General features: G+C 68.9%; 14 protein-coding genes. 4 read left to right on the forward strand and 10 right to left on the reverse strand.

Features of this window, described 5'->3' with window-relative positions; genetic code table 11:
• Positions 1-244: 244 nt before the first annotated feature.
• The 4 genes from nadC to OK17_RS13385 all read right to left on the reverse strand — a co-directional run bounded on the left by nadC (position 245) and on the right by OK17_RS13385 (position 3,195).
• A complete protein-coding gene (nadC, locus tag OK17_RS13370) occupies positions 245-1,147 on the reverse strand; it encodes a carboxylating nicotinate-nucleotide diphosphorylase (RefSeq protein WP_461417728.1) in 903 nt (300 codons plus the stop codon).
• 14 nt (positions 1,148-1,161) lie between these two features.
• Complete coding sequence (nadA, locus tag OK17_RS13375) at positions 1,162-2,226, reverse strand: quinolinate synthase NadA (RefSeq protein WP_461417729.1); 1,065 nt, start codon at positions 2,224-2,226, stop codon at positions 1,162-1,164.
• A gap of 178 nt (positions 2,227-2,404) precedes the next feature.
• Entirely contained in the window at positions 2,405-2,932 is a 528-nt protein-coding gene (locus OK17_RS13380; protein ID WP_461417730.1) for a DUF1990 family protein, read from the reverse strand.
• Positions 2,920-3,195, reverse strand: coding sequence for a helix-turn-helix transcriptional regulator (locus tag OK17_RS13385; RefSeq protein WP_006868333.1), 276 nt, complete (start codon positions 3,193-3,195; stop codon positions 2,920-2,922). The genes OK17_RS13380 and OK17_RS13385 overlap by 13 nt, the downstream gene beginning before the upstream one ends.
• Before the next feature lie 80 nt (positions 3,196-3,275).
• Here OK17_RS13385 and map point away from each other — a divergent pair, with 80 nt between their 5' ends.
• Together map and OK17_RS13395 are read left to right on the forward strand one after the other, a co-directional pair.
• A complete protein-coding gene (gene map / locus OK17_RS13390) occupies positions 3,276-4,046 on the forward strand; it encodes a type I methionyl aminopeptidase (protein WP_461417731.1) in 771 nt (256 codons plus the stop codon).
• Between the two features lie 32 nt (positions 4,047-4,078).
• Positions 4,079-4,831, forward strand: coding sequence for an NUDIX hydrolase (locus tag OK17_RS13395; protein WP_461417732.1), 753 nt, complete (start codon positions 4,079-4,081; stop codon positions 4,829-4,831).
• Here OK17_RS13395 and OK17_RS13400 read toward each other — a convergent pair.
• The 6 genes from OK17_RS13400 to OK17_RS13425 are packed head-to-tail and all read right to left on the reverse strand — an operon-like array spanning position 4,794 to position 10,087.
• Positions 4,794-5,420 (reverse strand): DUF2567 domain-containing protein, encoded by a 627-nt coding sequence (locus OK17_RS13400; protein ID WP_232719142.1) that lies wholly within the window; start codon positions 5,418-5,420, stop codon positions 4,794-4,796. The genes OK17_RS13395 and OK17_RS13400 overlap by 38 nt on opposite strands.
• Complete coding sequence (bsaP, locus tag OK17_RS13405) at positions 5,417-5,656, reverse strand: biotin synthase auxiliary protein BsaP (RefSeq protein ID WP_461417733.1); 240 nt, start codon at positions 5,654-5,656, stop codon at positions 5,417-5,419. The genes OK17_RS13400 and bsaP overlap by 4 nt, the downstream gene beginning before the upstream one ends.
• Positions 5,657-5,705: 49 nt before the next feature.
• Positions 5,706-6,743 carry a biotin synthase BioB gene (gene bioB, locus OK17_RS13410; RefSeq protein WP_232719143.1) on the reverse strand — a complete coding sequence of 346 codons (1,038 nt, stop codon included), beginning with the start codon at positions 6,741-6,743 and terminating at the stop codon, positions 5,706-5,708.
• 52 nt (positions 6,744-6,795) lie between these two features.
• Positions 6,796-7,563 (reverse strand): dethiobiotin synthase, encoded by a 768-nt coding sequence (gene bioD / locus OK17_RS13415; protein WP_461417734.1) that lies wholly within the window; start codon positions 7,561-7,563, stop codon positions 6,796-6,798.
• Positions 7,560-8,774, reverse strand: coding sequence for an 8-amino-7-oxononanoate synthase (locus tag OK17_RS13420; RefSeq protein ID WP_461417735.1), 1,215 nt, complete (start codon positions 8,772-8,774; stop codon positions 7,560-7,562). Before OK17_RS13420 ends, bioD begins: the two co-directional genes overlap by 4 nt.
• A complete protein-coding gene (locus OK17_RS13425; RefSeq protein ID WP_461417736.1) occupies positions 8,771-10,087 on the reverse strand; it encodes an adenosylmethionine--8-amino-7-oxononanoate transaminase in 1,317 nt (438 codons plus the stop codon). The genes OK17_RS13420 and OK17_RS13425 overlap by 4 nt, the downstream gene beginning before the upstream one ends.
• A 137-nt stretch (positions 10,088-10,224) precedes the next feature.
• Here OK17_RS13425 and OK17_RS13430 point away from each other — a divergent pair, with 137 nt between their 5' ends.
• The gene (locus OK17_RS13430) at positions 10,225-10,782 is read left to right on the forward strand and encodes a TetR family transcriptional regulator (RefSeq protein WP_006868325.1); all 558 of its coding nucleotides are present in this window, start codon (positions 10,225-10,227) and stop codon (positions 10,780-10,782) included.
• A 141-nt stretch (positions 10,783-10,923) separates the two neighbouring features.
• Positions 10,924-13,101 carry an acyltransferase family protein gene (locus tag OK17_RS13435; protein WP_461417748.1) on the forward strand — a complete coding sequence of 726 codons (2,178 nt, stop codon included), beginning with the start codon at positions 10,924-10,926 and terminating at the stop codon, positions 13,099-13,101.
• Positions 13,102-13,115 lie beyond the last annotated feature (14 nt).

Here is a 13,115-nt window from a genome sequence, read left to right on the forward strand (position 1 = left end):
CGCCTCCGACGCCGAAGCCACCCTCGCCTCACTACTCCTCGCCGCGGCATACCCGCGTGCGTGACGAGTCCCGAGGGATGGTCGCCAGCCCTTCGTGGCTCGTCGCTACGCTCCTCGCACCTCAGGGAGCAGGGAGTGGTCGTCGACTTCGATACGCTCCTTCGTCGCTACTCAGCCCAGCGGCTACGCTCCTCGCACCTCAGGGAGCGAAAGTGTAGCGCCCGCAACCAGTTTGCCAAGCTGATTACGGCGCGGGGATGTCCAACCCGAGGTCGAGCACGGTCACCGAGTGGGTGAGCGCACCGACGGCGAGGTAGTCGACACCCGTGCGGGCGTAGTCTGCGGCGACGTCGAGCGTCAGGCCGCCGGAGCTCTCCAGCTTGGTCTGCGGCGATTTGGTGTTGCGACGCTGCACGGCCATCTGGGTTTCCCACGGCTCGAAGTTGTCGAGCAGCACGAGCTGGGGCTCGAGCTGCAGAACCTCGTCGAGCTGGGACAGGGAATCGACCTCGACCTCCACCGGCAGACCCGGAGCCGCCGCGCGGACCGCTTCGAGCGCCGCTGCGACCGAACCGGCGGCGACGACGTGGTTGTCCTTGATGAGGGCGGCATCGCCGAGACCCATGCGGTGATTGACTCCCCCGCCCGCGCGGACCGCGTACTTCTGCAGCAGTCGCAGACCGGGCAGCGTCTTGCGGGAGTCACGAATCTGCGCCGACGTGCCTGCAACCGCGTCCACCCACGCGCGCGTCGCGGTGGCGATCCCCGACAGATGGCAGATGAGGTTGAGTGCGGTGCGTTCCGCCGTCAGGAGCGCGGCCGTCGGAGCGTGGACGCGCAGGACGGTGTCGCCAGGTGCGACGACACTGCCGTCGGCGACGGCATCCGTCACCTCGAAGTTGCCCTCGCCGATGACCTCGTCGAACACCGCGAGCACCACCGGCACACCGGCGATCACGCCGTGTGCGCGGCTCACGATCGCGGCGTCGACGACGGCGCCGGACGGGACGGTCGACGTCGTGGTGACGTCGGGTCCGTACCGCAGATCCTCATCGAGCGCGGTGCGGATCAGAGCACGGATCTCATCGTCGACGACCAGTTCCAATGCGCCGCCGGCCGAGGACTGACCGATGAAACCCTCACTCACAGCAGAGCTTCCGGTCACTCGCCCGAACCCGGGTTACCGATGGCAATCATCCGCTCGACGCTCTTGCGGGCCTTCTCCGCGACGTCGACGTCGACGAACACCTCGTCGCGACCCTCACGCAGGCAGCGCAGCAGCGCAGCCGGGGTGATCATCTTCATGTAGGGGCACGACGCGCGGTCGTTCACGGCCTGGAAGTCGACGCCCGGTGCGGCCTTACGCAGCTGGTGCAGCATGCCGACCTCGGTGGCGACGAGAACCTGCTTGGCGCCGGTCTCACGGGCCGCGTCGAGCATGCCGCCGGTCGAGAGGATCTTCACGCGGTCCTCGGGCACCGCACCCTCACCCGCAAGGTAGAGAGCCGATGTGGCGCAACCGCATTCGGGGTGGATGAACAGGTCGGCATCGGGATGCGACGCGGCCTGGTCGGCCAGCTCGTCACCGTTGATCCCGGCGTGCACGTGGCACTCGCCCGCCCAGATGTGGATGTTGTCGCGACCGGTCTCGCGCTTGACGTGCGCACCGAGGAACTGGTCCGGGAGGAACAACACGTCGCGATCGGGATCGATCGATGCGACCACGTCGACGGCGTTCGACGAGGTGCAGCAGATGTCGGTCAGGCCCTTCACCTCTGCGGTGGTGTTCACGTAGGACACCACGAGCGCATCAGGGAACTCGGCCTTCCAGGCACGCAGTTCGTCGGCGGTGATCGAGTCGGCCAGTGAGCAACCGGCGCGCTCGTCCGGGATGAGGACGCGCTTCTCGGGGCTGAGGATCTTGGCGGTCTCGGCCATGAAGTGGACGCCGCAGAAGATGATCTCGTCGGAGTCGACCTCGGCCGCGATACGCGACAGGGCGAGAGAGTCACCGACGTGGTCGGCGACGTCCTGGATGGCGGGAAGCTGGTAGTTGTGCGCGAGCAGGGTCGCGTTGCGGGCACGGGCGAGGCGTCGGACCTCGTCTGCCCACTCCTGGGTCGGTTCCACACCGGTGTAGCCGCCCGGTGCGTCGAACCATTCGGCATCGAGGAGCCCGGCTGCTGGCGCGGTCACGGCCGCCGGGCGATCACTGGTGATGCTCATTGCCACTCCTCTGGCTGTCCCGGCGGGCGTCTGCGACCACCGGGTCATCGGGTCCCCGGAGCACGGGCCGTGTGTCCGAGGCAGGGTTTTCGACTCATGGTCGAAAACGCTATGCATCGTAACATTCACCACACCCCGTTCATTCCCGTCGCCCTTCCGGCAGGTCACATACCGCCGGTCAAGAGCGCATCAGGGCGTCGAGGTACCGCTCGGTGATCCTCGATTGCGCGATCCGCCCGATCGGGCCGCCGAGCCGGGTGAACCAACGACCGGGCCGGGAGAACGCGACGATGTGCGCCACCACGGAGTCGTCCGGCAGTCGCTCGACCCAGAACCGCTCCTCCCCGATCTCGGGATGGCCGGACAGGGTGCCGTAGGCGAAGCCGCGCACCCCTGATTCGGTCGACGCCGAATCGATCACCTCGATGACCCGGCACGCGGCGGAGATCCCCACCGGCCCGAGCCCCAGCCGCATCGTCACCGTCGCGCCGAACTCGGCCGCCCGGGTCGAGGCGTCGACGCCAATCCCTGCGTGACGATGCATGTCCCAGTTGAGGATTCGTTCTGCAGCAGCAGTGAAGCACTCCTCGCCCACACCGATCACGCGGGAGCGACGTAGATGGTGGTAGCCCGCCGGCAGCTCTCCGGCGGTGGCACCGACCTCGTCGTAGGTGAGGCCCAACGGGTGCGGGGTCACCCGGCGCATGCCACCTCGGTGTCAAGGCCCGTGTCATCGATGACGCGGGCGAGGTCGTCGAGCGAGGTGTCCAGCGACCGCGCAAGCGCGGCGATCGTGGCGAATGCGGGCGTCGGCATGCGGCCCGTCTCGATCTTGCGCAGCGTCTCCGGGGAGATCCCGGCACTGACAGCCACCTCTCCGAGTGGACGGGCGCCTCGGAGTTCGCGCAGGCGGGCGCCCAGCCGGCGACCTGCGGCGATCTGTTCCGGGGTCAACGGGTTGCGGACCATGCCCAGAGCCTAACCGATGCGGTATACATATACCGAGCGCCGTGGGATTTTTATACCGGACTACTACGAAGGGAACGAGAATGGTCGAGCTGAAGTCACCGTCCGAGGTCGACGCCATGGCGGTGACCGGCGCGTTCATCGCCGACCTGCTCGCCGACCTCGCGGAACGGGCCGACGTCGGCGTCAATCTCCTCGACCTCGAGCAGCGCGCCCGCGACCTCATCGCCGAGCGCGGTGCAAAGTCCTGCTACTGGGACTACTCGCCCTCGTTCGGCCGCGGCCCGTTCCGCAACGTCATCTGCCTGTCGGTGAACGACGCGGTCCTGCACGGACTCCCCCACGACCACGTCCTGGCCGACGGCGATCTGCTGTCCATGGACATCGCGGTCTCGATCGACGGCTGGGTCGCCGACTCCGCGCGCAGCGTCATCGTCGGCACACCTCGCCCGGAGGATCAGCGTCTCGTCCAGGCGACCGAAGAGGCCCTGACCGCGGCCATCGACGCGGCCCGCCCCGACGCCCGGCTCGGCGACATCTCCGCAGCGATCGGAGCCGTCGCCAAGTCCTACGGCTACCGCGTCAACACGGAGTTCGGCGGCCACGGCCTCGGTCGGACGATGCACGAGGACCCGCACGTGGCGAACATCGGCAAGGCCGGTCGCGGCATGAAACTGCGTCCCGGGCTGACGCTGGCACTCGAACCCTGGTTCACGCTCGGCACCGAACGCATCAAGTTCGACGCCGATGGTTGGACGATCCGCTCGTTCGACGGCTCCCGCGGCGCCCACAGCGAACACACGATCGCCGTCACCGACGGTGCGGCACGCGTGTTGACGTCGCCGGTTCGCTGATCACCGGGCGGCGGACCCATACAATCGACGCCATGCCAGCCGCCGGGTCCGATCCCTCCAGCTCCGACGGCTCACCGGCATCGACCAACGACACAGATCTGCGGGTCGAGGTCCTCAGCGTCGTCTTCCAGGTCCGCACCCCGCCGTCCGCGGACGGCAGTGACGTCCACCCCGCGCTCTGCGTCCTGCTCTCGCGCACCGACAGCGAACCCGGTCGCTGGTCGCTGCCCGGTGGCGATGTCGCCGGAGACGAGACGTTGTCGATGATCGCCCGACGCCTCGTCGCCGACACGATGGACGTCCGCGACATCGCCCATCTCGAACAACTGTCGGTCTTCTCCGAGCCGGGACGTGTTCCCGGCGTCCGCACGATCGCGTCGACCTACATGGGTCTCGTCCGCTCGGACAGCCCGGTGACCCTGCCCGAGGGGGCGGCCTGGTTCGCCGTCGACGCGTTGCCGCCGGTGGCCTTCGACCATGCCGCGATCATCGACACCGCGCGACATCGGCTGGCGGCCAAGCTCTCCTACACCAACATCGCCTTCGCGCTGGCCCCGAAGCAGTTCCCGATGTCGGAGCTGTCGGAGATCTATTGCGCCGCACTCGGTTACCCGGTGGACACGACCAATCTGCTGCGAATCCTGAGCCGACGCGCCGTCGTGGTGTCCACCGGCACCGTCGGCAAGACGGGCCGTTCCGGCGGTCGGCCGCCGGCGCTCTACGCCTTCGCCGACAACGAACTACGCGTCACGGATGAGTTCGCGACGCTGCGTCCGCCGATGTGAGGTCCGATCCGACCGGATCGCCGTCGAGGTGACCGTCGTCGAGATCTCCGACGCCGAGGTCTGCAGTGCGTGAGGACAACACGCAGACGAGATAGATGAGCGCGAAGGCGAACGGCGCGCAGATGAGCAGCGTCCAGGGGGCACTGTGTCCGGCACGCGTACCACCGTCGAGCCACAGGTCGGGTACCACGCGGTACACGGACTCCACTGGCAGTCCGGCGATGTCGTCGTCGAATCGGAGGCCCGCCAGCCACATTCCGAGCTGCGCGCCGATCGCCGATCCCGCCACCGTGCCGATAGCGGGGACGAGGAAACCGGTGACACCGCGCCACGGCCGCGCCGCCGCCCACGCGACGAGTGCGGCGACGCCACCGTAGGTGAACATGATCAGTGCGAAGGCGCCGACTCCGCCGAATTCGGTGGAGATGTCATCGCGGGTCAAACCCTCCAGGACGACGCCGGTGGTCGGCGGTGTCACCAGCGCCCAGATCGCGCCGGCGACCGCGCCGAGCACGATGACCACCGCGGTCACCGTGAGCAGGGTCGTGACCGAGCGGGCGGGACGCCGCCCGGACACCCGATTACTCACCGACGACCCAGCTCGGCCGAATCGACCGTCCCGTGACGGGAGCACCGGGCGCTCCAGCCGTCGGGACGCACCTGCACGACCATGCGGCGTCCGCACTGTCCGCAGAAGCGCGGCAGTTCAAGCCCCAGTCGCGCGGCCGGCGGGATGGCGTCGGGTGCCTGCAGTTCCAGTTCGAGGCCGGTGTACACGCCGAACCTGCACGGTTCGGCGAGCGGCCCCGGGACGGTGTCGATCATGAGTGAACACGCTACCGATCGTCTGAGATTGTCGGGAGTGGCAGAGACGTCAGATCGTGTCGTTGAGCGACTTGATCGGCATCGACAGGTCGCTGAGGAGGTCGAGGTCGTCCTCCGCGGGCCGGCCGAGCGTCGTCAGGTAGTTGCCGACGATGACGGCGTTGATGCCGCCGAGGATGCCCTGCTTGGCGCCCAGGTCGCCCAGGGTGATCTCGCGGCCACCGGCGAAACGCAGGATGGTGCGCGGCAGGGCGAGACGGAAAGCGGCCACCGACTTCAGCGCCTCCGACGCCGGCAGCACCTCGAGATCGCCGAAGGGCGTACCCGGGCGCGGGTTGAGGAAGTTCAACGGCACCTCGTCGGGCTCGAGGGCAGCCAGATCGGCGGCGAACTCGGCACGCTGTTCGAGGCTCTCCCCCATGCCGAGGATGCCGCCGCAGCACACCTCCATGCCGGCTTCGCGGACCATGCGCAGCGTGTCCCAGCGCTCCTCCCAGGTGTGGGTGGTGACGACGTTCGGGAAGTGGCTGCGCGCGGTCTCGAGGTTGTGGTTGTAGCGGTGCACCCCCATGTCGCGGAGCTGGTCGACCTGCTCCTGGGTGAGCATGCCGAGGCTGCAGGCGATCTGGATGTCGACCTCGTTGCGGATGGCCTCGATGCCGGCCGCGACCTGGCTCAGCAGACGCTTGTCGGGTCCACGGACGGCGGCGACGATGCAGAACTCGGTCGCACCGGTCTTGGCGGTCTGCTTGGCGGCCTCCACCAGCGACGGGATGTCGATCCAAGCGCTGCGCACCGGAGAGGCGAAAAGACCCGACTGCGAACAGAAGTGGCAGTCCTCGGGGCAGCCGCCGGTCTTCAGCGAGATGATGCCTTCGACCTCGACCTCTGGTCCGCACCACTTCATGCGCACTTCGTGGGCGAGCTGCAGCAGCTCGGTCAGACGATCGTCGTCCAGGCGCAGTACGGCCAGGACCTGCTCGCGGTCGAGTGGTTCGCCGCGCCCGAGCACCTGTTCACGGGCGATGACGAGGATGTCGTCGGACGTCTGTGCGTCGCGGGTCGTATCGACGGTTGCCTGGGTCACGGGCTGAACTCCTTGTACTGGAACGGATCTGGTTCGGGTGGGCTGGAACGGTCTACGAGGTCTGGGCGAACGAGGTGGAGGCGAGCGAGGTCGGCCGGCCGTCGAGTGAACCGCCGAGCCAGTCGGGGTCGAACCACGACGGGGCGGTTCGACGGAAGTCCGCGGGATCGAGCGCGGCGGCACCGGCGGGCAGCACGCCCACCACCGGGACGCCGGTGATCCGCGGGAGGTCGGACCGGTTGCAGCGCATGGCGAGGTCGGGCTCCTCCGGCCACCAGCCGATCACGAGTCCGGCGGGACGGAGCCCCCGTGCACGGACCGCATCCACGGTCAGCTCGGCGTGGTTGAGGGCACCGAGGCCCGGAGCCACGACGATGACCACGCCGTCATCGGTGCCCGGCGCCAGGGTCTCGGCGGCCACGTCGAGAATCGTGGCGGACTCCCCCAGCCGCACCAGCACACCGCCGGCACCTTCGACGAGGGTGAGGTCGTGGGTGGACGCGAGATCGTCGACGGCGCGCACGATGACGGCCGGATCGGCGAGCGGCATACCCGCACGCCGCGCCGCGGTGTCCGGGGCGAGCGGCTCCGGGTACCGGTAGGACTCGACCGTCGTCACGTCCCCCGCGAGGCGCGAGACCTCGGTGAGGTCACCGGGTTCGCCTGGGGCGACACCGGTTTGGACGGGTTTGCATACGGCGACGGTGGTTGCGCGTGCCGCAGCGGCGAGGGCGGCGGTGACCACCGTCTTGCCGACGTCGGTGGAGGTGCCGGTGACGGCGAGGACGCGACCGCGGGTCGACGGTGTCGGCGCGCTCATCGGGCACCCACCTCCCGCAGCGCAGCGTCGACCACCTCGGCGACGTGGTCGAGGGTCGCGGCGTCGAGGTCGGCCCGCACGGTGATCCGCAGCCGCGACGTTCCCGGCGGGACCGACGGCGGGCGGAAGCATCCGACGAGGACTCCGCGGTCACGGCAGGCCGCGGCCGCTTCGACGGCACGCTGCGGGTCGCCGACGATGATCGAGATGACCGCGGCGGCAGGCTCGTCGACGCCGCAGGCGCGCGCCAGGTGACGAGCGTTGTCCAGCAACCGGTCCGGCAGCGCCGGGTCGGCACGCAGTACCCGCAATGCGGCACGAGCCGCGCCGACCGCCGCCGGATTGAGTCCGGTGTCGAAGATGAACGGACGCGCGCAGTCGATCAGGTGCGACCGTAGGGCCTCCGGTCCGAGGACCACCCCGCCCTGCGCCCCGAATGACTTGGACAGCACCGTGGTGACCACCAGGTCGGGAGCGCCGGAAAGTCCCTGTTCGGCAACGAGTCCCCGGCCGCCCGGGCCGCGAACGCCGACGGCGTGGGCCTCGTCGACGAGCAGCACCGCGCCGTGCGCGCGGGCTGCGGCGTACAGGTCGGCGACGGGCGCCGGCTCACCGTCGATGCTGTAGACCGAGTCGGTGACCACCAGCGCCCGCTCCTCGGTGCGGTCGGCGAGTGCAGCCCGCACGGCCTCGTGATCGCCGCGGTCGACGACGACCACGCGCGCCCGGGACAGGCGGCACCCGTCGATCAGCGATGCGTGACTGCCGGTGTCGCTCACGATGAGATCGCCGCGACCGGCCAACGCGGTGACTGCGCCGACATTGGCGAGGTAACCTGACGAAAAGGCCAGCGCGGCAGGGAAACCGAGGAAGTCGGCGAGTTCGTTCTCGAGGTCGACGTGCGCCTGGGTGGTTCCGACGACGAGTCTCGACGCCGTCGATCCGCCGCCCCACTGCGCCGCCGCGGCCTGCGCCCCGGCGATGACGTCGGGGTGCGTCGACAACCCGAGGTAATCGTTCGATCCGAGGTTGATGGCGTCGACTCCGACTCGTCGGACATGGGGGTCACGGTGCAGACCGGCGTCGGCACGGTCGCGTGCGGCACCGGCGAGCCACGAGAGTCCGACCTCACCCGAGTTGACCCCGCCCGACGTGATGCCGCCTGACGTGATGCCGCCGCCGACCGCCGATTGCCCCGAGGTGATGGTCATGACCGTGCTCCCACGAGTTCGGAAGGTGCAGAGACTGTTTCGGCGAGCGTCGCCCGTACGGCGGCGGAGATCCCGCGGACGATCGTCGCCACGTCCTCGGGGGTGCAGACGAAGGGCGGCATCGTGTAGACGAGGTTGCGGAAGGGCCGGAGCCACGCACCGGCATCGATCGCGGCCGCGGTGGCCGCGGACATGTCGACGGGACGATCGAGTTCGACGACACCGATCGCACCGTGCACCCGGACGTCGACGACGCCGTCGAGTTCGCGCAGTGGCGCCAGCCCCTCGGCGAGGACGGCGCCGATCTGCGCCACCCGTTCGGCCCAGGGCGTCTCCAGCAGCAGCTCGATGGCGGCGACGGCCACCGCGCAGGCAAGCGGGTTGGCCATGAAGGTCGGGCCGTGGGCGAGTCCGCCGGCCTCCCCCGCGCTGATGACCTCGGCGATGTGGGAGGTGCAGAGTGTTGCGGCGAGCGTCATGTACCCACCGGTCAGGGCTTTGCCGACGCACATGATGTCGGGGGCGACGTCTGCGGCATCGGCGGCGAAGAGTGTTCCGGTACGGCCGAATCCGGTGGCGATCTCGTCGAAGATCAGCAGGATGCCGTGACGGTCGCAGATGTCACGCAGGGCGGACAGATATGCAGGGTCGTGGAAGCGCATACCGCCGGCTCCCTGGACGACCGGCTCGACGATGACCGCGGCGAGTTCGTCGCGGTGTTCCCGGACCGCGGCCTCCAGCCTGGCCACGTACTCCGGGCGGAAGTCGGCCGGGGGCGCGTCGACGAAGATCTGCTGAGTGAGGACCGCCGACCACATCGAGTGCATGCCGCCGTCGGGATCGCAGACGCTCATCGGCGTGAAGGTGTCGCCGTGGTAGCCGCCACGCCAGGTCAGCAGCCGGGTGCGCCGCGTCTCCCCGCGGCTTCGCCAGTACTGCAACGCCATCTTGGCCGCGACCTCCACCGAGACCGATCCCGAGTCGCAGAAGAACACTTTCTGCAGCCCTTCGGGGGTGAGTTCGACGAGGAGTTGAGCGAGCCGCGCGGCGGGTTCGTGGGTGAGGCCACCGAACATCACATGCGACATCCGCCCCATCTGGACGGCGGCCGCGGCGTCGAGGCGCGGGTGCCGGTAGCCGTGGATCGCGGCCCACCAGGAACTCATGCCGTCGACCACCGATCGTCCGTCGGCCAGTTCGAGGTGAACCCCAGACGCCGAGGCGACCACCAGCGGTCGGGTCGTCGCGGGCAGCGCCCCGTAGGGATGCCAGATGTGCTCGGCGTCGACACGGCTGATCTCGGCCTGGTCCACGGCGCGCTCCTCCTGATGCTCTCTCCCCGGATCGCCTGGACACCGTCCAGGATTCCTGAACACCGTACAGGGAAGGCCTGGACGGTGTACAGGTGGCTCGCGCGTGCCGCTCTCATCGGTGTCATTACGCTGACCGCGTGAGCAACAGCCGCACCGACGTCCTCCGCGCTGCCCGCGACATCCTGCGCGAGCACAGCCTGGCCGACCTGTCGATGCGCCGGCTCGCCACCGAACTCGGGGTCCGCCCCAACGCCCTGTACTGGCATTTCCCCAACAAACAGACCCTGCTGGCCGCCCTGGCCGACGACATCCTGGGTGCGGTCACCATTCCCGCCACCGACCTGGCGTGGGATGAGCGGTTGCGCCTACTCGCCACCGGCATGCGCGCCGCCCTGCTCGAGGTGCCCGACAGCGCCGAGGTCGTGTCGTCGAGCTGGGCGAGTGGGCTGTCCACCAAGGCCATCGCCGCCGACATCGTTGCGGCCGGACATGCCGGCGGGCTCTCGCTGCGCGACGCGGAAGCCGTCAGCGTCGCGATCTGCCAGCTCGTCATCGGCCTGACCATCGAGGAACAGACCCGCGCGCAGATGGAACGACTCGGCGTCATCGAGCCGTCGGGCCGCGACTTCACCGGCGAATTCGTCGACGGCCTGACGATCATCCTCGACGGGGCCCGCACCCGCGCGCGTCGCTGACCACCCGAACCCCGTGACCAAGTCCACCGGGTGTCGCAGCCACCACGACTCATGAATTCACAGCTTCGGCGGGTACATTGCTACCCGGCCGAAACCGTTTCCGACCCGAAAGACTTCTCTGTGGCATCGACGACTCGAGTAGTGGAGCCGGAGTCGGCCCCCTCGACGCCGACGACCCCTGCCTACCGCACCGACCTCGACGGTCTGCGTGGAATCGCGATCACCCTCGTGGCCTGCTTCCACGTGTGGTTCGGAAAAGTCTCCGGCGGCGTCGACGTCTTCCTCACCCTGTCGGGATACTTCTTCCTCGGCTCGCTGCTGCGGCATGCGATCTACGCACAGAAGCCGAACGTCACCTTCCGCGACACCCTCAACCCGTGGCCGCGACTGAAACGGCTGCTGAAGCGACTCCTGCCCGCCCTGATCACCGTGTTGCTCGCGGTCACGGTGCTCACCGTCGTGGTCCTGCCGCAGACCCGCTGGGCCAACATCGGCCACGAGGTCGTGGCCAGCGCCCTGTACTACCAGAACTGGTACCTGGCGCTGAACTCCCAGGACTACCTGGCCGCGAGCTCGGCCAACAGTCCCCTGCAGCACATCTGGTCGATGTCGATGCAGGGACAGTTCTTCCTCCTGACCCTGCTCGTCGCCCTGGCATTCGCCGGAGTCCTCAAGTTGCTCGCCAAGGCGGCCCGCCCGTTCGCCGACCCGCGGGTCATCCGGTTCCTGGTCTTCGCCGCGGTCCTCGTCGTCGCCCTGGGGTCGTTCTGGTGGGCCCACCGCGGGATGGCGATCAACCAGCCGTACAACTACTACTCGACGATCTCGCGACTGTGGGAGCCGCTGGTCGGTGGCCTGCTCGCGATCTGGCTGCCGAGCCTGCGCGTGCCCAACTGGGTGCGCAACCTCGCCACGGTCGGAGCGCTCGCGCTCATCATCAGCTGCGGGTGGTGGATCGACGGCGTCAACGAGTACCCGGGCCCGATGGCCCTCGTCCCCGTCGGTGCGACCCTGCTCATCATCTGGGCGGGCGCGACCGCACTGCAGAAGGCGCCGCACGGCTCGCACGCCGCGCCGGACGAGATGCCGGCCGCCAACCGCGTGCTGGCGAGCACCTGGCCGGTGTGGCTGGGCACCATCGCCTACTCGCTGTACCTGTGGCACTGGCCGCTGCTGATCTTCTATCTCACCTGGCGAGACAAGAACCACGCGAACTTCTTCGAGGGAGTCGGCATCCTCGCGGTGTCGATCGGTCTCGCATGGCTCACCAAGCGCTACGTCGAGGACCCGCTCCGCGGCGGAGACCGGGCGGCCCTCGCACGCGGGAACCGCGACGGACGGTCCCGTTGGCTGTCCTACACCTCGGTGGTGACGGCGATCCTGCTGCTCGGCAGCGTGGTGGCCGGTGTCGGCATCAAGGTGTGGGAGAACCACGTCGACAACATCGTCGTCGACACCAAGAACCTCGACCCGCGGTCGTACCCGGGTGCGCGCGCCCTGCTCGACGGCTGGCCGGTCCCCGCGCTCGATCCGCAGCCGTCGGCGCTGGAAGTGATCCAGGACTACCCGGAGACCTCCACCGACGGATTCATGAGCGACTTCACCGACAACGAGATCCACGTCGGTGAGTACGGCGACCCGAACGCGACCCGCACGATCGCGCTGGCCGGCGGATCGCATGCGGAGATGTGGATCTCCGCGCTCGACACCCTCGGCAAGCGCAACGGCTTCAAGGTCAAGACCTACCTGAAGATGGGTTGCCCGCTGTCGACCAACGAGGTCCCCAAGCAGCGCGGCGTCCCCTACCCCGAGTGCTACGACTGGGGCCAGCGGGTCATCGAACAGGTCATCGCCGACAAACCCGATGCGGTGTTCACCAACTCGACCCGCCCGCGCGACTATCAGCCGGGCGACTGGGTGCCGCCGGACTACACCCCGATCTTCGACCGTTTCCTCGATGCGGGCATCCCGGTGTTCGGCATGCGGGACACGCCGTGGCCGAAGAACCGCAAGGGCACCATCGACACGCCCATCTGCCTCGCCGACGGTGGCGACGCGGAGAGCTGCGGTTCGCGCCGTGCCGCCGTCCTCGCCCCCGAGGACCCGGCGCTCGAGCTGGCCGCCACCCGACCGGACTTCCATCCGCTGGACATGTCGAGGGGCATCTGCACCGACGACTTCTGCCCCGCGATCGTCGGCAACATCACCGTCTACAAGGACCCGCATCACCTCTCGGCAACGTTTGTCCGGAGTCTCACCGACGAGCTCGGCCGGCAGATGGAGGCCCAACTGCCCTGGACCGGCCCACGGGTACCGTGACCTGCGTCTTTCGC

The organism is Gordonia sp. GN26 (genome assembly GCF_054823965.1).